Below are 23,518 nucleotides of genomic sequence, written 5' to 3'. Positions count from 1 at the left end.
GATTGTAAATTTGATTAATTGATTGTTGCTTAACTACAACAATTGTACCACTAAGATGAGAAACTATCAAAAAGGTTGCGTTAAAGAAAACATAAATTAAAAATAGGCTTTCAGCTGAACTGTACCTGTATGAATTGTTTTAGAAGTTTCGGTTTTTCTACCAAAGTAATTGAGGTTTAAATCTAGAAATTTGGTCAATTTTTTCTGCGCTAATAAACTCCATGTAAAGTTTTTTCCTGGTTGTAAACCTTCGAGCATCTGGTAAGCTACAGGAGTATTTGCATTACCTTCAAATTTATTTTGAAAAAAATTGAATTCGCCTGTCAAAGCAATTTTTTGAGCGTTGTTATAAGTAAATGATAAACCATAATTATTCTGTGCTAATGATTCTAAACTTCCTATGGTGTTTTCTTTTGATGTGTATTGATAAAAGATATCAAACTGTGCGTTTTCGCTAAATAAATAAGATAGTTTTGGTTGAAATCTACTTTCGTCAATATTGTAATTTCTATTTGCGAAATTTTCACTGGTACTTTCATCACTTCCTAAACTCGCTAATACGTTTGCAAGCCAATTAGTTATAAATTTATGATTAAAATTCACTTGATGATTAGTGAGTTTGTTCTCTTGAAATCCTATAGATAAAAGATTACGGCTTGTATTGGTTAAAAAGGTGTAAGATGTCGTATAGCGTTGTTTTCCTCTATTATAAAACAGTACATTCCTTACACTATTGTTTAATGCCAACTGATTTTCATCATCATCTTTAAATGGATTAAGATTAAAATTATTGCCTTCGCGCTTTATTTTTCTATCTATTAAATATGAGGTTTGATTATAAAAATGAGAGAAAAACTTTTTGGTTTTATTCTCTGATGTACTCCATTGTTGCGGATTGATAGTCAATGTTTGGCTCAATCGATTTTGATGTGTGCGCACAAAAACCTGATTGGGTAATAACACTCTTATAAAACTCCCTTGATCAGCAAATTGGGCTATTTCAAATTCGTTAAGCTCTTGTATATTGTTTTCATTATAATCTATCCAAGTGTAAGCACCTTGTCCAGCTTCAACTTCAATGTATGTAAAATCTTGTTGAGGTAAGGTTCCTGAATTGGTTTCAAAGTTGGTGTTCCAAATAATTAAATTATTAAAGAGTTTCTGATTAAAACTTAGTCTACTATTTAAGCTTTGTTCATCTTTAGTAGTCTCATCTTCAGCCTTCAAATCTCTATAGTTGACGAATAATTGAAGATTGGTGTTTGCATTTTGGATTAATCTTGACTTCAAATAATACGTGTTCGAACTATTAACACGTTTAATGGTATTGTTTCTCAAACTATCATTAAAGCGTTTAATGTAACCAACTTCTGTAAATACTTTAGTGCTATCACCAATGCCAATAAAAGCCTCGTATGCTTTAAATTCTTGACTTAAAGGCGTTAAAGAATCTGTAGCTATTACCCGTTGTTCATTGTCTTCGGTTGCAAGCTTTACTCCAGCCCATTTATTGTTTTTACTATAAATTACTCGATTAAAAGATCTCAAAAACGTAGAACGGTTTATAGTGCTTTCATTATTTAAAAAACTAGAGTTTGAAAAAATTCTGAAATCACCTAAATGCAAATTAGCAGTTACATTATGTCTATTACCATTAAAATTTTCAGAATAATTGAGATGTTCAAAATTGTAAGAAGCAGTTCCCTTTTTAGAATGTGATAATTGTAAGCCTGAAGTCAACAATAACTGGTTTCCGAAGTTGAAATTTCCTTGATTGCTTTCTGAAGTATCTAAGTTCCAATCGCGATTAAATTCTGCTCTATATAAACGTTGAATTGTTCTAAAATCCTTTTGAATAAGGTCGGCATCTACTAAAGCAGATAAATTCCAGAGACTATCCGATTTAATCACCTTTTGTTTTATCGTTAATTTCCCTGCAAAACCATTATTGTTATTGTCATCTAAACTAGAAAATAGATTTTCATCATTCTTGCTTCCAGCGAATTCAAAAAAGACATCTGTTTTTTCAGTAGGTTGATATCGACCATTTAAAACAGCAATTTGCAATCGTTCTGGTGCAATTAATTGTGTGATGGGCTCATAATTGCCCTGAGGCACTCCTGCAATTGGAGCAACATATTCAAAAATATTACTTATAGCATTATCATTACTCAATACATAGTTACCTTGATTAGCACCTACTAAAGTAAAGCGCACACTAAATAATTCGTCCTCAGGATTAGTAGAAAACGCAAAGATTTCTTCTGTACCAACTAACTCTTTTCTGTAAAGAATTCGATTTTCAGAATACGACTCTGCAGTTGCAGATGGTGCAACCATCAAAGTTATGTCATCACCAGCATCAGCTAAAATCTGAGTTTGTTCTGTAGATAAATTTTGTTGTAATGGTTGGTTCTTAGCATCACTTTCAGAATATACAGAGACATTTAAACTTAGTTTTTCAGTAGTGTAACTTCCACCTCCAAAAACAGTGAATCGCGAGTAGTTACGTTCGCTAAATTGGTAATCTACTGTAATTCGCATTTCGGAAGTGATAGGAAATGTAGAATTAAAAATGAGTTCACCAGCATTATAGTCAATGATATAATCATTATTTTCACCACGTTCTAATGGTACTCCATTGACATAAACCGTTTCACTACCAGAAACAATGAGTACAAACAATTCGTTATTCGGTCCGCGAAGTTTGTAAGGACCTTGGTTTCCTTCTTGAGCCGTAAATTGAGTTGTCGTCCATTGACCTCTTACTAAAGCACCAGAGGCAAAAACAGAAGTTTTATCGTTTAGATTCGCACTAACCAATAACCCTTGTACGCGCTTTGAAAAATTGGAAAAATAACTGTTTGTATTTATCAGGTCTATATCTCCTGCGCGTATATTCCAATCATCACTAAATAGTTCTATAAAGACCTGATCAAACTCATCTAATCGTTGTGAATATCCACTTTCTTGGAGTGGAATATTAGCATCTTGTATGGATGCTCTAAGTGAAACTTTATCACTCAATTTTCCAGAAATCTGTAGATCTAATTCACTATTCAATACTGAATTTTGGTTATTACCAATCGTAACACCTCTCGATATACTTCCAGAAGTGGTTAAACCGTCAAAAGGTGTAAACGTATTTTGTTTATTGGTGTTTTCAAGTCTATATAGTTGCTGAAAATCAGAAGGTCTATCTACTATAATCTTATCGTCTAGTTGCTTATAAACTTTAGTAATAAACTGAGGGTAACGCAAATATTCAATTTGAATCGTATCTAAATCAATGGGTTGTTTAAATCTTAATAAAGCCTTAGCAAAATCCATAGTGTATAGTGTAGAATCTAAGACTTTGTTGTCTTTCGTTTTAATTACAAATTTGAAAGGATTTATACTTACGGAATCAATGAGAATAGAATCTTTTACAGCAATACGTTTTTTTCTATAAGTCGTAGAATTGTCTTGGGAAGAACCCAAAAAAGAACTCAGAATTAAAAGAAAAAGTAGCGTATTCTTCATGTAGAATAATAACTGTTTTGAGCTAGAAATATTTTATCGTTAAATGAAGCTTAAAATAATAGTGTAAAAGTAGGGTATTATTTAATTTAGACCCATAAAGGGTATTTGGTATAAATAACATAATAAAATAACAAAATGAAAATAGTATCATACAACGTCAACGGCATAAGGGCAGCAATAAACAAGGGATTTATTGATTGGTTAAAAGCTACAGGTCCAGACGTTATTTGTTTACAAGAAATTAAGGCTATGGAAGAACAGCTCAATCTAGATTTGTTTGCAAATGCTGGTTATAATTTTAATTATTGGTTTAGTGCACAGAAAAAAGGATACAGTGGAGTGGCATTATTGTGTAAACAGGAACCAAATCATATAGAATTTGGTACAGGAATAGAATCCATGGATTTTGAAGGCCGAAATATTAGAGCAGATTACGATGGTGTGTCGGTAATGAGTATGTATTTACCTTCTGGAACCAATGATGCAAGATTGGCACATAAATTTGAATATATGGACTTGATCCATAATTATTTGAATGACCTACAAAAAGAAAAACCAAATTTAGTCGTTTGTGGTGATTATAACATATGTCACGAAGAAATTGATATTCATAACCCTAAAATGAAGGGGGTTTCTGGTTTTTTACCAGAAGAAAGAGAGTGGTTGGGTGAATTTATTGACAGTGGTTTTATTGATAGTTTTAGACATTTACATCCTGAACGACAAGAATATTCTTGGTGGAGTTATAGAGCTAATTCCAGAGCAAATAATAAAGGATGGCGTTTAGATTATGCGATGGTAAGCAAACCTTTGCAAGAAAAAATAAAACGAAGCGTTATACTCACTGAAGCAGTTCATAGTGACCATTGCCCTATATTATTAGAACTCGATTTATAAATTAACTCAAATCAATTCATAAAATATGATTAAAAAACTTTCATTAATAGCACTTACAATTACGCTATGCACATCTTGTGTATCTAAAAAAATCTATACCGATCTTGAAGATAAATATGCCAATTTAAAAAAAGAAAATCGCGGCTTAAATGATGAGGTTGAGAAATTATCTCAGCAAAAGACATCACTCTTTAATGATTTAAACCAAATGGCAAAAGCTTATGATGACGCAATTGCTGAACTCGATAAATTAAAAAGTGATTATGCGGCTGCTAAAACAAATCTAGATAATTTAAAAGCATCATATAAAGCTTTAGAAGAAAATAGTTCTGCATCAATTGTTGCGAACTCTAAGAAAAACAGAGAGCTTTTAGCAAAATTGGAAGCAAAAGAGCAAGCATTAGCCACAGAAAATGAACGTTTAAATACTTTGAAGAAAGAATTGGAAAGTCGTTCTCAACGTGTTGCTGAATTAGAAAATGTAATAGCAAGTAAAGATGCTGCAATGCGCCAACTAAAAGATGCAATCTCTAAAGCATTAACTAATTTTGAAGGAAAAGGGCTAACAGTTGAGCAACGTAATGGTAAGGTTTACATTTCTATGGAAAACAAGTTATTGTTCGAATCTGGAAGCTGGTATGTTGGAGCACAAGGAAAGCAAGCTGTAAAACAATTAGGCGATGTTTTGGCTGAAAACCCTGAGATATCAGTTTTAATAGAAGGTCATACGGATAATGTGCCTTACAAGGGGAATGAGCAACTGAGTGGTAATTGGGATTTATCTGCAAAGCGCGCAACAGCAATTGTAAATATTCTAAGAGAAAATAAAGCTATTAATCCAGAAAATTTAACAGCTGCAGGTCGTGGTGAATTTGCACCAATTGCATCTAATGCTACCACAGAAGGAAAAGCAAAAAACAGACGAATCGAAGTGATTTTAACACCAAAATTAGATGAGATTTCTAAGTTGCTGAATGAGATATAATAAATTCTTGAGAAAGCAGAAATTTAATTAAAGACTTAACATATATTTAGACCTTTTGAGTTTTATAAACCTGAAAGGTCTTCTTATTTTTACATTTTAATATTTTATGAAATACACCACACTACCAACCACAGATATAAAAGTTAGTAAAATATGCCTTGGCACTATGACTTGGGGAAATCAAAATACTCAAGACGAAGGCTTTGCTCAAATGGATTTAGCTTTAGATAAGGGAGTTAATTTCTTTGATGTTGCGGAACTTTATCCTGTACCAGCAAATGCAGAAACTTATGGCGAAACTGAACGAATAATTGGAAACTGGTTTACAAAAACCGGAAATAGAGATAAAGTTGTACTCGCATCCAAAATTGCTGGACCTGGAGATTACACAGCACATATTAGAACTAATGGTTTTAGTAAAGAAGCACTAAATGAAGCTGTGAATAATAGCTTAGAAAGACTTCAAACTGATTATATAGACTTGTATCAATTGCATTGGCCAGAGCGCGAAACCAATTATTTCGGTGTGCGTGATTATAAACACAACTCAAACGACCAATGGGACGATAATTTTAATGAAATTCTACACAACTTAGATGAAATTATTAAATCAGGTAAAATAAGACAAGTAGGCATTTCTAATGAAGGAGCGTGGGGAACTATGCGCTATTTAGAGGAGTCTAAAATGCACAATTTACCAAGAATGATTACCATTCAAAACGCATATTCTCTTTTATGCAGACAATTTGAAGGAGATACAGCAGAAGTGGCACACAGAGAAAGCATTGGGTTATTAGCCTATTCACCAATGGGAAATGGAGTACTATCTGGAAAATATATAAAGGGTACAGCAGCAGATAACGCCAGATTAAAGTTATTTCCAAGATTTGCACGTTTTAGTAGTGAGGAATGTACCGAAGCGACCAAACGTTATATGAAAATAGCTGAAGACAATAATATGACGATAGCACAAATGTCCTTAGCTTTTGTAAATGAAAGACCATTTGTAACCAGCAATATTATTGGTGCAACCAGTATGGAACAGTTAGAGGAAAATATTGACAGTATTAATATTTCTTTATCAGAAGATGTTATGAAAGCTATTAATGCTGTACATGCTGAGATACCTAATCCTGCGACATAAATCTTGGAACAATCAGAGTTAAAAAATAGAAACAGACTATAATTTTTAAATTTACTAGATCTTAATCTGTCGATTAATTTGCTGTTGCAAAGAAATGAACGTTTCAGTCCTCGAAACCCCTTTTATACTCTGTATTTCGGAATTAAGAACATGCATTAAGTGCTCATTGTCTTTAGATAGTATTTTAATAAAAATACTCCAATGACCTGTAGTATAATGACATTCTATAACTTCAGGAATTTTTTGTAATTGCTTTACAGCTTCTGGATTACTTACCGCTTTATCCAAATAAACACCAACAAAAGCCATAGTTGTATATCCTAAAACTTTTGGGTTAATAATAAATTTAGAACCTGCTAATAAACCTGACTTTTCTAACTTTTTAAGGCGTTGATGAATTGCAGCACCAGAAATACCAACATTACGTGCAATTTCAAGAATAGGCGTTCTGGCGTCTTCCATTAATGCTCTAAGTATCTTTTTGTCAATACCATCGATATAGATACCTTTATCGTTAACCTTCATGTTTAATTTGATTTAAATTTGAAAGTAAAAATAACAAAACGATTTCAATCTGATAGTTTAATAAACTAAAATGAATATTTAAATATTCAAAGGATTGTAGCCCAAGTAAGAGACTTCCTTCTCATTAAAAACTACTCCATAGTCTTTTAATTCTTCTAAAATAAGAGTATAAACTTCTTTAGAGATTGGAATTTGAACACCAGATGTTTTAATCTTTTTATTCAAAATGTCTAAAGTCGCCATAGCTACAGGTAAGCCAACAGTTTTAGCCATCGCTGTATAAGTTTGGTCTTCACCAACAACAACCATAGAAGCATCAATTTGATGTTTTTCACCATTTAGTTCATAGCCAAACTTATGGTACATTACGATCATATCTTTATCGTCTTCATTTAGTGTCCAGCTATCCATTAATATTTTCTGAAGAATTTGAGCTGGTGTTGCTTTGTCCAATTCTACCATTTTACTAGCATTGAAAATATCTAATTCTAAAAACTTATCCCAAACGATATCATCCTGATCAATTTTTAAGGCATGTCTGAATTTTAATTCTACTGAATCCGTTGGGCTATATGGTAAAAAGGCATTGACAAAATCGCGATAGCTCATGTTTATACTATCATCAATGGTATAGCTGTCATCTGTCATACCTAACTGAACAAACACATGCCAAGCTCTACTAAAACCGACACGTCGCATGGTACCTCGATACAAGGTTTTAATATTATCTAATCCATAAACATGCTGATATTTTAATGAGTCTCTATTTGCATAGGCTTCAAAACGACCATAACCTTCTACATCTAAAAATTCTGTACGCCTAAATAAGCGATCGTATGGAATATATTTAAATTGACCTTCTTGTAAAAATTTTGCAGCTCCACCTTGTCCTGCTATAACTACGTTTCTTGGGTTCCAAGTGAATTTATAATTCCAGAGGTTATTATCACTTTCAGGCGCTACTAAGCCGCCTGTAAAGGATTCAAACAAAATCATTTTACCACCATTATCTCTAATACGATCAATAACTTGCATAGCACTCATATGGTCAATACCTGGATCCACACCAATTTCATTCATAAAAATGAGACCATTAGCTTTAGCATCTTCATCCAAGTCTTGCATTTCTTTGCTAACATATGAAGCTGTAACCATATGCTTTTTATAAGTGATACAATCTTTAGCAACTTCAATATGAAAACGTGCAGGAAGCATTGAAACCACAATATCTGAATTCTTTACAGCAGAAATCCTAGACTCAGAGTTAAACACATCTAAACGAATGACGTCAGTGTTGGGATGAGAACCAACTAACTTTTTTGCATTCTCAACATTAAGATCACCAATAGTAATGTGAAGGTTTTCAGATTGAGATTTATCTAATAAATATTTTATGAGGTATGATGACGATTTTCCTGCACCAATGATTAAAATCTTTCGCATTATAATTAGTTTTGCAATGCACGAATGTAATAAATCCTAAAGGGATTATAAACCAAAATAACAGTTTAATTATGAACAAAAAATTATTAATTACAGGGTCTATTTTAGGGATTTTAGGTATTATTTTAGGTGCATTTGCAGCTCATGGGTTAGAGAAATTAGTTGATAGTGATGCCATTAAGTCTTTTGAAACAGGGGTGCGTTATCAAATATATCATGCTTTTTTACTTTTAATTCTTGGTAGCACGTCTTTTCTGAATTTAAAATCGAAAAATATAATATTCTATTTGATAATTTTTGGATTGGTTTTCTTTTCGGGTTCAATATATGGTTTGGCTACAAATTCACTTACAAGCTTTAATTTTAAGACAATTGCTATGATTACTCCTATTGGTGGATTACTACTGATTTTGGCTTGGGTAATGATGTTAATCGGTATTATAAGAAATAAGGTCGATTAATATTAATCAAAGGCGTTGTTTCCAAATAAAATTTTACTTTTGCAGCACTAAACAACAAGAAAATTATGGCAAACCATACCCAATCAACGAAAACGATTTCGTTAGACCAATATGGAATTAAAGATGCACAGATTCATTATCAGTTAGAGCCAAAGAAACTTCAGGCCATTACTTTAGAAAAAGGAATGGGCAAAGAAACTTTAAACGGAACTTTAGCAATTAATACTGGAAAGTTTACTGGTCGTTCTCCAGAAGACCGTTTCCTAGTAAAAGATGAATACACCAAAGATAGAATTTGGTGGGGAAAATCTAACAAAGGAATTTCGCCAGAGCATTTCGATTATTTGCAAGGTGAAATTGAAAACTATCTAAGTGGTAAGGAATTATTTGTAAGAGACGGTTATGTCTGTGCAGATCCTAATTATAAAATGAATGTTAGAACTGTAACAGAATATCCTTGGTCTAATATGTTTATTTACAATATGTTCTTAAGACCTGATGAATCAGAACTAGAAAATTTTGAAGAAGAATGGTTAGTACTATGTGCACCAGGATATGAATGTCCTAATCCAGAAGAACATGGTTTAAGACAAGGTAACTTTTCAATATTAAATTTCACCAAAAAAATTGCCCTTGTTGGTGGCTCTGCATATACAGGTGAAATGAAGAAAGGTATTTTTACAGCGTTGAATTTTATACTTCCTGTAGAGAAAAATGTATTGCCAATGCACTGTTCGGCAAATGTTGGTGATAATGGAGAAACAGCTATCTTTTTTGGTCTTTCTGGTACAGGGAAGACGACATTATCTACTGACCCTAATCGCAAATTAATTGGAGATGATGAGCATGGATGGACTGCGGAAAACACAATTTTTAATTTTGAAGGTGGATGCTATGCAAAAGTTATTGATTTAAGTGAGGAAAAAGAACCAGATATCTACAGAGCTATTAAGCCTGGTGCTATTTTAGAGAATATTGTTTTTAAAGATAGTGGAGAAGTTGATTATTTTGATAGCTCAATCACCCAAAATACGCGTGTGAGTTACCCAATTTATCATATCGATAATATTAAGACACCATCTTATGCTGCTAATCCTAAGAATATATTTTTCTTAACTGCTGATGCGTTTGGCGTGTTGCCTCCAATTTCAAAATTAACTCCAGCGCAAGCAGCTTATCATTTTATCTCGGGTTATACTGCAAAGGTAGCTGGTACTGAAGCTGGTGTTGTTGAACCACAACCTTCATTCTCTGCATGTTTCGGTGCACCATTTATGCCGTTACATCCTGCTGAATACGCAGATATGTTAAGTAAGAAAATGAAAGAATCTGGTGTAAATGTCTGGTTAGTGAATACAGGTTGGACAGGTGGTCCTTATGGTGTAGGAACACGAATGAAACTTAAATATACCAGAGCAATGATTACTGCAGCCTTAAATGGTGATTTGGGTAATTATACATACGAAGATTATCACATCCATTCAGTATTTGGTGTAGCACAACCGAGAACTTGTCCTGGAGTACCAACTGAAGTATTGAGTCCAAGAGCAACTTGGAACGACGATGAGGCCTATTATAAAATGGCATTTAAACTTACAAATTCATTTAGACAGAATTTCAAACAATTTGAGTCTTACGCATCTGAAGAAATAAGACGTGGTGGACCGCAACGGTATGCGTTTTAAGTATAACATATAAAAACAAAAAAGCGATTCTAAATTTAGAATCGCTTTTTTTATGTCTTTTAGTTTTTAACTATTTTCCTTTATTAACAGCATCAATATACTTCTGTAAAGCCATTGTCATAGATGGCGTTTCAGGTGTTGGTGCAGCAATATCTACACGCAATCCTTTTTCCTTAACAGCTTTTACAGTGGTATTTCCAAATACAGCAATACGTGTTTCGTTTTGCTTAAAATCTGGGAAGTTATGAAATAATGATTCTATACCAGATGGGCTAAAGAATACTAAGATATCATAAGTGACGTTCGATAAATCAGATAAGTCGCTTATAACTGTTTTGTAGAATGTCGCTTGTTTCCAGTTTATTCCTAAATCATCTAACATTTCCGGAATAATTGGTTTTACTTTATCCGTTGTTGGTAGTAAAAACGTTTCGTCCTTATATTTTTTAATGAGAGGAGACAATTCAGCAAACGTACGTTTACCAACATAAATTTTACGTTTTCTATATACAACGTATTTTTGGAGGTAATAGGCAACAGCTTCAGATTGGCAAAAATATTTCATAGAATCTGGCACCTTAAAACGTAGTTCGTCGGCAACTCTAAAGAAATGATCTACCGAATTTCTACTTGTAAGAATAATTGCGGTAAACTTGCTGAGATCAACTTTTTGCTGTCTAATATCTTTAGACGACACACCTTCTACATGTATAAAAGGTCTAAAGTCTACTTTTACTTTTTGCTTTTCTTGCAAATCAAAGTAAGGAGAGTTTTCTATTTTGGGCTCTGGTTGCGATACTAAAATGGTTTTCACTTTCATACGTAAACCGTGGGTTTTAAGCGTTATACTCTCTAATTACCTTATATAAAAGGATATAAGGTGCGATTTCGAGAGCGCAAAGATACAATAAAAAATAGAAAAAGTTGGGATTTATTAATTTTTGATAGTTTTTGAATGAAGTTAAAAAACCTATGAGATTAATAATGCAAACAATAGAAAATGCTGAGATTATGACAACTTCTGCTAGTATATTAGTATATATTAAAAACAAATTAGCAACTAATAATACAAAGCCAGAGTAATTTTTAAACGTTGTTTTCTGAAATAAGTAATCATCAATTAAGCTATCAATGTCAAAAAGGCTACCGATTAAGCGTTCTAGAAGTGTTTTTATAATAATAATAGTAGAAACCGCAAAAAGTAATTTTAAAAATGAAGTTAACTCAAACGGTATGGATGTAATAAAAGTAGAATAAGCAAAGTAAATAAATATACTAAACGATAAGGCTAGGTTAACAAAGAGAAAACTATCGAACTGGTCGATGAATTTTTGGTCTTTTGAGTAGATTTTTAAGTATTTAGAATTACCGATTACATACAAAAAATCATTAAACCGAAGGGTGAATAAAAACTTAGCAGCAACAATTGCAAACAATCCAACGATTGTAAAGATGGTGAACCATTCATATGTTATAAAATTTCGCATCGTGCTAATTTAAAAAGAAAAACAAGCTAGTACCAAATGAATTTAATCGAATATTTCGAAGTTTATTGTGCATTTCATAATAAGTGTTATACTTATCTATCAAAAAAGTTAATTCTATCTTATAATCCATTAAAAACTTTACTTTTGTTTGAAATTCTAAAAACTGCCCAAAAGCGTATTTAAAAGAGTAAGTTAATGTCTGATGCCATTGTTATAATCCCTACCTATAACGAGATTGAAAACATAGAATCAATCATAAGAGCTGTGTTTTCGCAACAGAAAAGCTTTCATGTATTAGTAGTAGATGACAATTCACCAGATAAAACAGCAAAAAAGGTCAAGGATTTACAAAGCGAATTTAATAACCAGCTATTTTTATTAGAGCGTAAAGAGAAAAGCGGATTAGGTACGGCATACATTGCAGGTTTTAAATGGTGTTTAGAAAAAACATACAACTATATCTTTGAAATGGATGCAGATTTTTCTCATAATCCAGATGATCTTATAAGATTATACAAGGCTTGTGCTGATGATGGTGCGGACATGTCAGTAGGCTCTAGATATGTTAAAGGAATTACGGTTGTAAATTGGCCAATGATGCGTATCATTTTATCTTATGGAGCATCAAGATATGTAAGACTAATAACACGCATGAAGGTTAAAGATTCTACAGCCGGATTTATTTGTTATAAAAGAGCAGTACTAGAAGCGATTAATTTAGATAAAATAGAGTTTGTGGGTTATGCATTTCAGATTGAAATGAAATTTAAAGCTTACAAAAAAGGATTTAAAATTGTAGAAATTCCTGTTATATTTAAAGATAGAACCAAAGGAAAATCGAAAATGAGTGGAAGTATTATTTCTGAAGCTATTTTTGGAGTTATTAGTTTAAAATTAAAAAGCCTATTTGCTAAATAGATATAGTATGAAGCAAAATACCCTCATAAAAAATGCAAAAATAGTCAGCGAAGGAAAAATTGTTGATGGAGATATACTGATTGAAGATGATATTATTAAACAGATAGACATTTCTATAAGTGTAAAATCTGCAAATATGACAGTTATTGACGCAGAAGGTAATTACGTATTACCAGGAATGATTGATGATCAGGTACATTTTAGAGAACCAGGATTAACGCATAAAGCTAATATAGAAACTGAATCTAAAGCGGCTTTAGCTGGTGGAATTACCTCTTTTATCGAAATGCCCAATACAAATCCGCAAACGACAACAGTTGAAAAATTAGAAGAGAAATTTGCTATTGCTGCAAATTCATCTCATGCAAATTATTCCTTTATGTTTGGAGGTACTAATGACAACTTGGATGAAATCTTAAAGGTTGATACAAAAACCGTTGCTGGATTAAAACTATTCTTGGGCTCTTCCACAGGAAACATGCTGGTTGACGACCCGAAAGTGATAGAGAAAATATTTTCTAGCACAGATATGGTCATCTCGGTCCACTGTGAAGATGAAGCTACTATAAAAAAGAACTTAGCAAAGTATAAGGCAGAATATGGTGATAATATTCCGATGGAAAAACATCCAATTATTAGAAGTGAAGAGGCTTGTTATTTATCCTCTTCTAAAGCTATTGAACTTGCTAAGAAAACAGGTGCAAGATTACATGTGTTTCATCTTTCAACAGGAAAAGAAACGAATTTATTTTCAAATAAAATTCCACTCAAGGATAAAAACATAACAGCTGAGGTATGCATACACCATTTATGGTTTTCGGACGAGGACTATGCTAAAAAAGGAAGTCATATAAAATGGAATCCAGCAGTTAAAACAGCTAAAGATAGAGATCAACTTTGGAAAGCTTTGTTAAATGATAGAATTGATGTGATTGCCACAGATCATGCACCACATACAATTGAAGAGAAAAGTAATCCCTATACAAGCGCTCCTTCTGGTGGGCCTTTAGTGCAGCATGCTTTGGTGGCCTTGTTAGAAGCACATCATCAAGGTAAAATCCCTATTGAAAAGATAGTAGAAAAAGCATGTCATAATCCGGCAATATTATTTAATGTTGAAAAACGTGGTTATATTAAAGAAGGTTATTACGCAGATTTGGTGATTGCAGATTTAAATAGTCCTTGGACTGTAAATAAAAGTAATATTTTGTATAAATGTGGCTGGTCTCCGTTTGAAGGTAATACATTTAAAAGCAGAATTACGCACACGTTTATTAATGGACAGTTGGCCTATAACAATTTTAAAGTTTTAGACGTTAAAGCTGGTAAACGATTAACTTTTAATAGATAAAATGTTAAAGAATGTAGTTGTCATATTAATATTATTCGGTTTGGTGATAGCTTGTGATGGCTCAGAACAAATAAAAAAACCAGACAATCTTATCTCGAAGAAGAAAATGTCTAATATTTTATATGACTTATATATCATAAATGCGGCTAAGGGAGTCAATAGAAAGTTACTTGAAAAAAATGGTTTTGTTCCAGAAACTTACTTACTCACAAAATATGATATTGATAGTATTCAATTTGCATCTAGTAATTCGTACTATGCTTTTAACACTGAGGTTTACCAAGATATAGTTGAAGAAGTGAAAGCTAGATTAGAAAAGGAAAAAGAAACCTACGAGGAAATTCGTAAAAAAGAAACAGACTCTGTTAAAGCCCAACGCGATTCCATAATGGAAATTGGAAAAAAGAAGAAAGATTCCACCAAAAAAGCAATTGACAGTCTTGGCTTTAATTAAGAATTCTTTTTAAGGTCTTTTAGATATAATTCACTCACTTCACTCACCGAATCATCTATAGATTTAAATTCAAAATTTAAAGTAGTTTTCAATTTTGAATTATCATATTTTGTGACTGTTACGACAGATTTAGCATTCTGTTTAGAGAAGCTTCGTCTTTTACCAGAAAGCTTAAATTGTAACCAATCTAATCTCCAAGCTACACCTAACAACCAAGGTTTTGCTTCTTTTGTTGGAGGTTTAACTCTTAAAACTTCAGCAGTTTTAGTTTGAAATGTTTTAAAACTCAAGTTTTCTGATACTAGGATAAAGTTTTCATTTTTAATATCACTTTTCATAAGTTGGTGCATTGCACTTATAACGTCCCAAACATCGACATAGCCAGTAACACCTTTTGTATAATAGGACATGCCTTTGTGTATTTTTTTAAATATATTTCCACTACTGCCACCATTCCAATAACCAGCACCTAAGATTATTCCTGGATTTACAATCACAGCATCCAAACCTTCTTGTGTACTTCTCCAAACTTCTAGTTCAGCGCCATATTTTGTAATCGCATAGACACTATTATCATCTTCAGGATTCCAAGCTGTTTTTTCATCTATTAATTTATCAGGATTATTATGATTTCCTATGGCTGCGACAGAACTGACATAACACAGTTTTTCGATACGATTACTTATACAAAGGTTAACAATATTAGCTGTACCTTCTGTATTTACTTTACGTAAGGTTTTGTACTTGTCTGGCTCAAAAGACACAAATGCAGCACAGTGATAAACTGAAACAACATCTTTAAAAGCGATTTTTAGTTTAGGTATATCATTGATGTCAGCCTCTATCCATTCAATTTTATTGAAAAGCGCCACTGGATCATCAGAAAAATAGGAAAAGACATGCTTTACACGTTTTAAAGTTTTTTCTCTTCTATATATTGCCCTCACATTTTCATCATTACTCACTAACTTAAAGAGTAAATGAGATCCTACCAATCCTGTACCACCTGTAACTAAAATCATAAGGCTAAATTACGCTTTTTTCGAATTGTCTTTTGTCTTTTAATGTGGAAACATATCTTTGCGGAAATCTAATTAGAATCAAAATATAATGGGAAAGCATTTTGTTGAAGAATTGAAGTGGAGAGGTATGTTGCACGATAGTATGCCAGGAGTAGAAGAGCACCTTTCAGAAGCCATGCGCAGTGCTTATGTTGGTTTTGATCCAACTGCAGATTCTTTACACATAGGCAACTTAGTACCAATTATGTTATTGGCTCATTATCAACGTTGTGGACATAAACCCGTTGCACTAGTTGGTGGAGCAACTGGTATGATTGGTGACCCTTCAGGAAAGTCTAGTGAACGAAATCTTTTAGATGAAGCGACGTTACGTCATAACCAACAAGCCATCAAAAAGCAATTATCACATTTCCTAGATTTTGAAAGTAATGAAGCTAATGCAGCAGTCTTAGTGAATAATTACGATTGGATGAAAGAGTTTTCATTCCTAGATTTTATTAGAGATGTTGGTAAGCACATCACTGTAAACTACATGATGGCAAAAGATTCTGTAAAGAACAGAATATCTAGTGAATCTACTAATGATGGCATGAGCTTTACGGAATTCACATATCAATTAGTTCAAGGTTATGATTTCTTGCATTTATTCAGAGAAAATGATTGTAGTATTCAAATGGGCGGAAGTGATCAGTGGGGAAATATTACAACAGGAACAGAATTAATTAGACGTATAGCTAAAGGTAAAGGATTTGCTATTACTTGTCCACTAATTACAAAAAGTGATGGTTCTAAATTTGGAAAATCTGAAGGTGGAAATGTTTGGTTAGATGCTAGTAGGACATCACCTTACAAGTTTTACCAATATTGGTTAAATTCAAGTGATGAGGATGCAGAAAAGTATATAAAAATTTTCACATTTTTGAAACAAGATGAGATTGATAAGTTGATCTCTGAACATTCTGAAACACCACACTTAAGGTTATTGCAAAAACAATTGGCTGAAGAAATTACCACAATGGTACACTCTAAAGAAGATTATGAAAATGCAGTAAAAGCATCTAAAATCTTATTCAGCAAAGATTTTAAGAATGAAATAAAAGAGTTAGATGAAAATCTATTTTTAGATGTTTTTGAAGGAGTAAAGCAAGCCGAAATCACTACATCAGAATTCAATAAAGGTGTTGATATGATTGGTGCTTTGGCTGGTAAAACTAATTTTTTAAGTTCAAATGGCGAAGCCCGTAGAGCCTTAAAAGAAAACGCAATAGCAGTTAACAAAGAAAAAGTTAAAGAAGATTATATATTAACTTTAAAGGATTTAATTCACGATATGTATATTGTAATTAGTAGAGGTAAAAAAACCAACTTTATTTTAAAAATAGTTGAACAGCCATATGAAATAGATTAGGATGTTTAGCAAATAAAAAAGTGCCCAAAATTTCTTTTGGGCACTACTAACCAATCAATCAACTAATGAAAAAATCTTTCTTTTTCATAGCTCTTATTAAGTCGTAAGAGATTCAATTTCCTTACAAAGCCATTAAATTACAACCTCTAATATCAGAATTATCAAATCTTCCTATTATTTCAAATTGCCCATTACCATAAACTTTACCCAAATCTTGAGTAGCTATAAATGAGCATGAATTAAGGTTTGCAAGATCAATAACATTAACACCTCCTGTTTTGTTCGGTTGCTGAATTGTTAATGCGTCTTCAGTATCGCGTGTTAAAATTCTCATCCAAGGCGGACATCCAAAAACACCATCACCTTTTGAGTATGCCTGACTCAAAAGTTCTGTCATACCATACTCACTATGAATTTTACCAACTCCAAAACCCGACTGAAGTATCTGGTGCATCTCTTGTCTTATAATTTCTTTTCGTCTACCCTTCATTCCTCCTGTTTCCATTATAATAGTATGATTTAAATTAAACTTAAATTGTTCAACCAAATCCAATAGAGCAAAAGAAACTCCAATTAGTAATGTTTTTTGTTTTCTGGCTTCAAGTTGGTTTAGTGTCTTCGCCAAATCTTCAAGATTATTTAAGTAAAACCCACTTTCAGACTGTTTAGATTTAGTGATAAGGTCATTGACCATATAGATAAGAGATGATCCATCTCGTTCTAAATAGGATGGGAGTAAAGCCAAAACCACATAGTCTTCAATATTACCATAAAAACAACTGAAAGCTTTAGTATAGCTATCTTCATATAGTTTTATGTCAGTAACTAAATGCTTACTTGTTGCACTTCCTGTTGTGCCAGAACTCGTAAAGATTTTTTTAACTGTCTTATCAGAACTTAAAACTTCATGAGATTTAAAAAACTGAATCGGTAAAAATGGAATATCTGAAATAACTTTAACATCTGCTGGATGCTTATAAAGTAAATCACAAAAGGAACGATATACAGCGTTATTTTCAAACTGAAAACTAAAGACTTTTAACGCTAAGTCTTCAAACTCTGAAGTTGTTTTTATATTGAAAATTTCTGTATTAGATATCATCCTGCAAAAGTATGTAAAATAAAAAAGCGTCCAGATAATTATCTGGACGCTTCATAAATCTTAAGATAAATACTTACTTAATCACTAACTTTTTAGTAGTTGAAGCATTATTTTGAGTCATCTTCACAATGTAAACTCCAGACTTTAAGTTAGAAACATTTAACGTGTTATTAGTTAATATCTCGTTTTTAACTTGTTTTCCTAAAATATCAAAAATCTGTATATTCATTAAGTCGTTACTTGTTGAAGTAATTGTCACAAACCCAGTATCGCTGGGGTTAGGATATATTGCAACTTTGTCTAAACTAAATTCATCGTTCGACAAAGTTTGTGGTGTTACTTCGGCCCAAGAAGTTCCAATTCTTAACTCGTCAAATAGAACAGAAGGTGTTTCATTTGCAGAATCTTGTCTTAATACAAAACGGTCTATAAAAGCAGCAGGTGCAGAATCTGTTTCTGTAAAGTCTGCAGCAGGTTCAGCTCCACCTAAAGAGCCAGGGTTTACCCAACCATTTAATGCTCCTGTAGTAGGTTCGTAACTTAAAACAATTAGAACAGCATCTCCAACAAAATAACTTCCAATAAACGGAGCTCCATTAGCTCCAGAAGTTAAAGTTGTAATTGAAATCTCATATGGTGGTCCGCCACCTTGGTTATCAGAAGTACTAGATGGTACTGGTTCTGGTCGTACCCAAACTCTAGCATCATAACCAGAATCTGAAGCGGCTAATGCAGCAATATATCCTCCATCAGTTAAATCAGTTATTGTAGATATATCTGTAATATTTACTATAAAAGATGTATAAATTTTTCCTGTAGTTACAGGTGTGAATTCAATTTTAGATTCTGCACCAGAACCATCAAAACTCAAATGATTACCAGTTTGGTTTCCATCAGCTAAACCAGGATAAGTAAGTCCTCCAGGACCACCAATAACAATGTTATCTCCACTATTAAAATCTGTCCAATTAGTTTGGTCTCCTAAATTTTGAGCAACTGTATAATCAAAACCTTCATAAAGAGGAAGAGGAAGAGATGGGTCACAATCAGGGCTATTAATACTTCTAGTAAAATCGCAACTACTATTTGCAGAATCGCCAGTGAAAGTAACTGTAAAGTCTGTTCCTTCAGTAATACCAGTTATGGTTATTGTACCATCGGCAACACTTGTTGGATTATCACCACCTACTGTGCCTACCCCTCCTGTATCTATAGTATAAGTAGTTGTAGCTCCACCTGTATAATCGATAGTTACATTATAAGTATCAGTAGATGCCGGTGTAATATTATCGCAAGTAGCGGTTATTGTTCCTACCTGAATATCACATGGAAAGGCAATGCTAAAATCAACCATATCTGAATCTAAAACACCACCATCAACTAAATCCACACTAACAGAAAATGTATCTCCATCTGCAGTGGGACTTATTGTAAAAGGGCTTGTTACACCATTGGTTGTAACTGGAGTTCCTCCGTTAGTTGTAACAGTAATATTAACTGTAGCACCAGGTGCATTAGCTGTGGAAAACTCAACATCAACCGTGGTAGTTCCTGAGTCAAATGCTTGGGCATCACCAGGAGAAGTTATAGTAATAGTAGGATTTGTATTCGTATTAGGTGAATAAGTTCCGATCGGGAAAACAGATGCACAACCAGCGTTAGTACCAGTGTCATCAGCAAGGTCACAACCATCTAACGCATTAGCGCCACTAAATGTCCACTCTGCTTCTGAGAATGTTGCATTAGGTCCAAATCCATCAACTCTGTAAGCCCATCCATCCAAATGATCCCAAGCTGTGCCAGTTCCATCAACTCCAATCTCTCCAATTGAGTCTTCAACAGCTCCATTTTTGTAAAGAATTACTGTGTCGTCTCCATTGACAGCTATTACACCATCTGTATATGTTGGGTTAACACCTAAATATTGAGCAAAATTGGTCGATTCTGTTGCAACATATATAAAAGAACCTGCAGTGGCCGCATCAGCTGGAAATGTGTATTCTTGGCCTGCAGCTGCAGCTCCGTTAGTAGTGCTTTCGAGCCCATAAACGCTGAGATCAGCGATATTATTGGCAACGTACAATTCAAGACCTTTAGGCGTTCCACCTGGTAAAGGGCCATCAATAATTCCAGTAATTATTAAGTCTTGTCCGAAAGAAAGAAGTCCCATCAAACTAAATAATAGAAAGTAAAGTTTTTTCATAATCGATTTTTAAAAAGTTAGACTATAAATATACTAACAAATAGTGGAAATTTATAATTGAGTTTCTGAATAATAACATTTTTTACATTAAGTTAACATAGTAATTTTCAATGTGTTTTAGTTTTCAATGAGTTATAATTCAATGTTAGCGAATTGTTATCAATTACATATTAGTATAAACTTGAAGGAGATATATTCTATATTTACAAAACCTTAAAGTTGAGTTTACATTGAAAAAAAAGGATATTAAGATTTTACTGGTTGATGATGAGCCAGATATTTTAGAGATTGTTGGATTTAATTTATCTGCGGAGGGTTATCAAATTATTACTGGCGAAAATGGAGTTGAAGCTGTTGAAAAGGCCAAAAAATATAAGCCTCATCTAATAATCTTAGATGTTATGATGCCAGAAATGGATGGTATTGAAGCTTGTGAACGTATTAGAGAACAATCTGGCTTAAGCGAAACCATCATTACATTTTTAACAGCAAGAGGAGAAGATTATTCGCAAGTTGCAGGTTTTGACGCTGGTGCTGATGATTATATAGCAAAACCAATTAAGCCTAAAGTTTTAGTAAGTAAAGTCAAAGCTTTGCTGAGGCGTCTTAAAGATGAAGATAGTACCACCGATACAATAGTTAAAATTGGTGATTTGGTTATTTATAAAGAAGAGTATAAGATTACAAATAAAGGTAAAGAAATTACGTTACCACGAAAAGAGTTTGAATTATTATCTTTGTTAACAACCAAACCAGGTAAGGTTTTTAAGCGCGAAGAGATTTTGGATAAAGTCTGGGGAAATGAAGTTATTGTCGGTGGAAGAACAATTGATGTACATATTAGAAAACTTCGTGAAAAAATTGGGAATAAATCCTTTGAAACCGTTAAAGGCGTTGGTTACAAGTTTGTAGACTAATGCAAAAAGCTAACTTTAAAAAAACATATAAATTCGCATTACGAACAGCACTTTACGTAACGTTGTTCACTACGCTCCTTGTGAGTGTTTTTTTATACTACTTTCATTCATTTAACTGGCAGGTTGTCTTCTTTCCCTTAATTTGTTTTCCTTTATGTTTTGCGATTGTACAATATAGAGTAGAACGCTTTATATACAGACGTGTTAAGAAAATATACGATGACCTTACGCTTTTAGAATCTACAAATTTAAGGCAGCAACCTATAACTACTGATATGGGAACGCTTACAAAAGAAATAGATAAGTATGCTAAAAACAAAAAAATTGAAATTGAGACCTTAAAAATAAGGGAAGAGTACCGTAAAGAGTTTATTGGTAACGTTTCTCATGAGCTTAAGACACCTCTATTTACCGTTCAAGGTTATTTACTCACCATATTAGATGGCGGTATAAAGGATGAAAAAATAAAAAAGAAATACTTACAAAGAGCGAGTAAAGGGGTTGAGCGGTTAATCTATATCATAAAAGATTTAGATATGATTACCAAATTAGAAGTAGGTGACCTCAGTTTAGATAAAGAAAATTTTGATATAGTAAAATTGGTGCAAAATGTGTTTGACCTTTTTGAGATGAAGGCAGCAAAAAAAAATATCACCTTAACTTTTGATATTGATTATCCAGATCCTATTATGGTGTATGCTGATAAAGAACGTATTCAACAAGTTTTAACTAATCTCATTGTAAATTCTATTAAATATGGAAGAGATAAAGGTACAACAGAAGTAAGTATAGAAAACCTTATTAAAAATAAAGCCATTATTAGAATAACAGACAATGGAGAAGGTATTTTAAGTGAAAATATTCCACGTTTATTTGAGCGTTTTTATCGCATAGACAAAAGTGGCTCTCGAAAAGAAGGTGGTTCTGGTTTAGGACTATCTATCGTAAAACATATTATAGAAGCTCACGAAGAAAAAATATATGTAGAGAGTCAACTAGGTGTTGGTAGTGAGTTTTCATTTACTCTCGAAAAGTCTAAATAGTTTGGTGTAGTTTAATTGTTGTTCTTCCGATTTAAAACCACTATAATTTTGAATTTCAGATAACATTTTAATGTTAAAGTCATCTTGTCTACTATAGGGAGCAATACCTTCAGTATGTAACTTTTTAGCTAGATATTCTTGTTCATATTGTCCTGGAGTAGGTATGAAAAAAGCTTTCTTCTCAAGTTTTGCCAAATCCATAATGGTAGTATAACCCGATCGACTAAGAATGATATCACTTTCATTAATGGCAGTTTCAAGTTGATTACTTGTCATAAAATTATAGATAACCACATTATCAATATGCTCTTTATGCTGTTCATTCTCTATCTTTCCTTTTACGAAGAGCACATTTCCTTTGTAGTGTTTTAATTCTCCTAACATTTTTTCCTCTATATAAGTACGTTGAGGCTCTGGTCCAGAAAGTAAAATAAGAAGATTATATTTTGTGTCAATTTTCAGTTTTCTAAATCTTGTTATAGGTCCTAAATATTTAATTGAAGAGGTGAAAATTTCAACATGACCTAAATTTCCACTTAAATTTTTTGCGCCTGCATAATCTGGAATCCAACATTCATCAAATTTTGAAATTATTTTTTGATGTAATTTAGAGCTAAGCCAAGTTGTACTTCCACTTAAAACACGTAATTGATGTGTTATAAATACTGAAGGAATAGCTCTGTTCCTTACACCAAATCTATTGTCTGAAATAATAGCAGAAATAGCTTGAGTTTCAATTAAATTTTCAATTACTTTTTTTTCTCTTTTTATAGTTTTTAAAAGATGAGGGAAATCTTTTAATAATTTGATTTTAAAACTGTTTGCTTTTTTTGCATAAGTAATATTATAAGAAGGTAATTCAAAGGCTCTGAGCTTAGGGAATTCTTTTCTCAATAATTCTAGGGCTATTCCATCACTAGCAATAATGGGTTCAAAATTTTGCTCAATCAA

General features: G+C 32.7%; 20 protein-coding genes. 11 read left to right on the top strand and 9 right to left on the bottom strand.

Annotation, left to right across the window (positions count from 1 at the left end):
* Positions 1 to 96: 96 nt before the first annotated feature.
* A complete protein-coding gene (locus Q0822_RS04105; protein WP_299120512.1) occupies positions 97 to 3,522 on the bottom strand; it encodes a hypothetical protein in 3,426 nt (1,141 codons plus the stop codon).
* Between the two features lie 135 nt (positions 3,523 to 3,657).
* Here Q0822_RS04105 and Q0822_RS04100 point away from each other — a divergent pair, with 135 nt between their 5' ends.
* The 3 genes from Q0822_RS04100 to Q0822_RS04090 all read left to right on the top strand — a co-directional run bounded on the left by Q0822_RS04100 (position 3,658) and on the right by Q0822_RS04090 (position 6,548).
* Entirely contained in the window at positions 3,658 to 4,419 is a 762-nt protein-coding gene (locus Q0822_RS04100; protein WP_299120510.1) for an exodeoxyribonuclease III, read from the top strand.
* Between the two features lie 25 nt (positions 4,420 to 4,444).
* Positions 4,445 to 5,404, top strand: coding sequence for an OmpA family protein (locus Q0822_RS04095; protein ID WP_299120509.1), 960 nt, complete (start codon positions 4,445 to 4,447; stop codon positions 5,402 to 5,404).
* Between the two features lie 106 nt (positions 5,405 to 5,510).
* A complete protein-coding gene (locus Q0822_RS04090; protein ID WP_299120508.1) occupies positions 5,511 to 6,548 on the top strand; it encodes an aldo/keto reductase in 1,038 nt (345 codons plus the stop codon).
* A gap of 54 nt (positions 6,549 to 6,602) precedes the next feature.
* Here Q0822_RS04090 and Q0822_RS04085 read toward each other — a convergent pair whose 3' ends face one another.
* Complete coding sequence (locus Q0822_RS04085) at positions 6,603 to 7,073, bottom strand: Lrp/AsnC ligand binding domain-containing protein (RefSeq protein WP_299120506.1); 471 nt, start codon at positions 7,071 to 7,073, stop codon at positions 6,603 to 6,605.
* Between the two features lie 78 nt (positions 7,074 to 7,151).
* The gene (locus Q0822_RS04080) at positions 7,152 to 8,516 is read right to left on the bottom strand and encodes a saccharopine dehydrogenase C-terminal domain-containing protein (RefSeq protein WP_299120505.1); all 1,365 of its coding nucleotides are present in this window, start codon (positions 8,514 to 8,516) and stop codon (positions 7,152 to 7,154) included.
* Between the two features lie 71 nt (positions 8,517 to 8,587).
* Between Q0822_RS04080 and Q0822_RS04075 the strand changes: the two genes are divergently transcribed.
* Together Q0822_RS04075 and pckA are read left to right on the top strand one after the other, a co-directional pair.
* Positions 8,588 to 8,977 (top strand): DUF423 domain-containing protein, encoded by a 390-nt coding sequence (locus Q0822_RS04075; RefSeq protein ID WP_299120503.1) that lies wholly within the window; start codon positions 8,588 to 8,590, stop codon positions 8,975 to 8,977.
* 65 nt (positions 8,978 to 9,042) lie between these two features.
* Complete coding sequence (gene pckA / locus Q0822_RS04070) at positions 9,043 to 10,662, top strand: phosphoenolpyruvate carboxykinase (ATP) (RefSeq protein ID WP_299120472.1); 1,620 nt, start codon at positions 9,043 to 9,045, stop codon at positions 10,660 to 10,662.
* Positions 10,663 to 10,732: 70 nt separating this feature from the next.
* Here the strand turns inward: pckA and Q0822_RS04065 are convergent, their stop codons facing one another.
* Together Q0822_RS04065 and Q0822_RS04060 are read right to left on the bottom strand one after the other, a co-directional pair.
* A complete protein-coding gene (locus Q0822_RS04065) occupies positions 10,733 to 11,482 on the bottom strand; it encodes a uroporphyrinogen-III synthase (RefSeq protein ID WP_299120468.1) in 750 nt (249 codons plus the stop codon).
* A gap of 16 nt (positions 11,483 to 11,498) precedes the next feature.
* The gene (locus Q0822_RS04060; RefSeq protein ID WP_299120465.1) at positions 11,499 to 12,149 is read right to left on the bottom strand and encodes a DUF4271 domain-containing protein; all 651 of its coding nucleotides are present in this window, start codon (positions 12,147 to 12,149) and stop codon (positions 11,499 to 11,501) included.
* A 195-nt stretch (positions 12,150 to 12,344) separates the two neighbouring features.
* Here Q0822_RS04060 and Q0822_RS04055 point away from each other — a divergent pair, with 195 nt between their 5' ends.
* From Q0822_RS04055 to Q0822_RS04045, 3 genes are read left to right on the top strand one after another with little or no spacing between them, the layout of a single operon-like run.
* Positions 12,345 to 13,067 (top strand): polyprenol monophosphomannose synthase, encoded by a 723-nt coding sequence (locus tag Q0822_RS04055; protein WP_299120462.1) that lies wholly within the window; start codon positions 12,345 to 12,347, stop codon positions 13,065 to 13,067.
* 7 nt (positions 13,068 to 13,074) lie between these two features.
* The gene (locus Q0822_RS04050) at positions 13,075 to 14,418 is read left to right on the top strand and encodes a dihydroorotase (RefSeq protein ID WP_299120459.1); all 1,344 of its coding nucleotides are present in this window, start codon (positions 13,075 to 13,077) and stop codon (positions 14,416 to 14,418) included.
* A 1-nt stretch (position 14,419) separates the two neighbouring features.
* A complete protein-coding gene (locus tag Q0822_RS04045; protein ID WP_299120457.1) occupies positions 14,420 to 14,872 on the top strand; it encodes a DUF4296 domain-containing protein in 453 nt (150 codons plus the stop codon).
* Here Q0822_RS04045 and Q0822_RS04040 read toward each other — a convergent pair.
* Entirely contained in the window at positions 14,869 to 15,894 is a 1,026-nt protein-coding gene (locus Q0822_RS04040; protein ID WP_299120454.1) for an NAD-dependent epimerase/dehydratase family protein, read from the bottom strand. The two genes, Q0822_RS04045 and Q0822_RS04040, sit on opposite strands and share 4 nt — an antisense overlap.
* Positions 15,895 to 15,982: 88 nt before the next feature.
* Here Q0822_RS04040 and tyrS point away from each other — a divergent pair, with 88 nt between their 5' ends.
* Positions 15,983 to 17,302 (top strand): tyrosine--tRNA ligase, encoded by a 1,320-nt coding sequence (gene tyrS / locus Q0822_RS04035; protein WP_299120451.1) that lies wholly within the window; start codon positions 15,983 to 15,985, stop codon positions 17,300 to 17,302.
* Positions 17,303 to 17,423: 121 nt separating this feature from the next.
* On the opposite strand, the gene Q0822_RS04030 is transcribed toward tyrS, so the two are convergent.
* Together Q0822_RS04030 and Q0822_RS04025 are read right to left on the bottom strand one after the other, a co-directional pair.
* Positions 17,424 to 18,404 (bottom strand): acyl transferase, encoded by a 981-nt coding sequence (locus tag Q0822_RS04030; protein WP_299120449.1) that lies wholly within the window; start codon positions 18,402 to 18,404, stop codon positions 17,424 to 17,426.
* Between the two features lie 73 nt (positions 18,405 to 18,477).
* Positions 18,478 to 20,607 carry a T9SS type A sorting domain-containing protein gene (locus Q0822_RS04025; RefSeq protein WP_299120446.1) on the bottom strand — a complete coding sequence of 710 codons (2,130 nt, stop codon included), beginning with the start codon at positions 20,605 to 20,607 and terminating at the stop codon, positions 18,478 to 18,480.
* 230 nt (positions 20,608 to 20,837) lie between these two features.
* On the opposite strand from Q0822_RS04025, the gene Q0822_RS04020 reads away from it, so the two are divergent.
* Together Q0822_RS04020 and Q0822_RS04015 are read left to right on the top strand one after the other, a co-directional pair.
* Complete coding sequence (locus Q0822_RS04020; protein WP_299120444.1) at positions 20,838 to 21,524, top strand: response regulator transcription factor; 687 nt, start codon at positions 20,838 to 20,840, stop codon at positions 21,522 to 21,524.
* On the top strand, positions 21,524 to 22,567 hold the full coding sequence (locus Q0822_RS04015) for an ATP-binding protein (protein ID WP_299120441.1): 1,044 nt from the start codon (positions 21,524 to 21,526) through the stop codon (positions 22,565 to 22,567). The genes Q0822_RS04020 and Q0822_RS04015 overlap by 1 nt, the downstream gene beginning before the upstream one ends.
* On the opposite strand, the gene Q0822_RS04010 is transcribed toward Q0822_RS04015, so the two are convergent.
* A complete protein-coding gene (locus tag Q0822_RS04010) occupies positions 22,541 to 23,518 on the bottom strand; it encodes a glycosyltransferase (protein ID WP_366125097.1) in 978 nt (325 codons plus the stop codon). The genes Q0822_RS04015 and Q0822_RS04010 overlap by 27 nt on opposite strands.

The organism is uncultured Winogradskyella sp. (assembly GCF_947496485.1).
Taxonomy (GTDB): Bacteria; Bacteroidota; Bacteroidia; order Flavobacteriales; family Flavobacteriaceae; genus Winogradskyella.
Note: the sequence above shows the minus strand (reverse complement) of the source record. Positions and strands in the feature narration are given on the sequence as shown.

Coding starts and splice junctions, on each gene's coding strand:
- Q0822_RS04045 (WP_299120457.1), top strand. CDS start 14,420: ATGTTAAAGAATGTAGTTGTCATATTAATATTATTCGGTTTGGTGATA.
- Q0822_RS04065 (WP_299120468.1), bottom strand. CDS start 11,482: ATGAAAGTGAAAACCATTTTAGTATCGCAACCAGAGCCCAAAATAGAA.
- Q0822_RS04100 (WP_299120510.1), top strand. CDS start 3,658: ATGAAAATAGTATCATACAACGTCAACGGCATAAGGGCAGCAATAAAC.
- Q0822_RS04085 (WP_299120506.1), bottom strand. CDS start 7,073: ATGAAGGTTAACGATAAAGGTATCTATATCGATGGTATTGACAAAAAG.
- Q0822_RS04075 (WP_299120503.1), top strand. CDS start 8,588: ATGAACAAAAAATTATTAATTACAGGGTCTATTTTAGGGATTTTAGGT.
- pckA (WP_299120472.1), top strand. CDS start 9,043: ATGGCAAACCATACCCAATCAACGAAAACGATTTCGTTAGACCAATAT.
- tyrS (WP_299120451.1), top strand. CDS start 15,983: ATGGGAAAGCATTTTGTTGAAGAATTGAAGTGGAGAGGTATGTTGCAC.
- Q0822_RS04015 (WP_299120441.1), top strand. CDS start 21,524: ATGCAAAAAGCTAACTTTAAAAAAACATATAAATTCGCATTACGAACA.
- Q0822_RS04105 (WP_299120512.1), bottom strand. CDS start 3,522: ATGAAGAATACGCTACTTTTTCTTTTAATTCTGAGTTCTTTTTTGGGT.
- Q0822_RS04095 (WP_299120509.1), top strand. CDS start 4,445: ATGATTAAAAAACTTTCATTAATAGCACTTACAATTACGCTATGCACA.
- Q0822_RS04050 (WP_299120459.1), top strand. CDS start 13,075: ATGAAGCAAAATACCCTCATAAAAAATGCAAAAATAGTCAGCGAAGGA.
- Q0822_RS04025 (WP_299120446.1), bottom strand. CDS start 20,607: ATGAAAAAACTTTACTTTCTATTATTTAGTTTGATGGGACTTCTTTCT.
- Q0822_RS04030 (WP_299120449.1), bottom strand. CDS start 18,404: ATGATATCTAATACAGAAATTTTCAATATAAAAACAACTTCAGAGTTT.
- Q0822_RS04080 (WP_299120505.1), bottom strand. CDS start 8,516: ATGCGAAAGATTTTAATCATTGGTGCAGGAAAATCGTCATCATACCTC.
- Q0822_RS04090 (WP_299120508.1), top strand. CDS start 5,511: ATGAAATACACCACACTACCAACCACAGATATAAAAGTTAGTAAAATA.
- Q0822_RS04055 (WP_299120462.1), top strand. CDS start 12,345: ATGTCTGATGCCATTGTTATAATCCCTACCTATAACGAGATTGAAAAC.
- Q0822_RS04060 (WP_299120465.1), bottom strand. CDS start 12,149: ATGCGAAATTTTATAACATATGAATGGTTCACCATCTTTACAATCGTT.
- Q0822_RS04040 (WP_299120454.1), bottom strand. CDS start 15,894: ATGATTTTAGTTACAGGTGGTACAGGATTGGTAGGATCTCATTTACTC.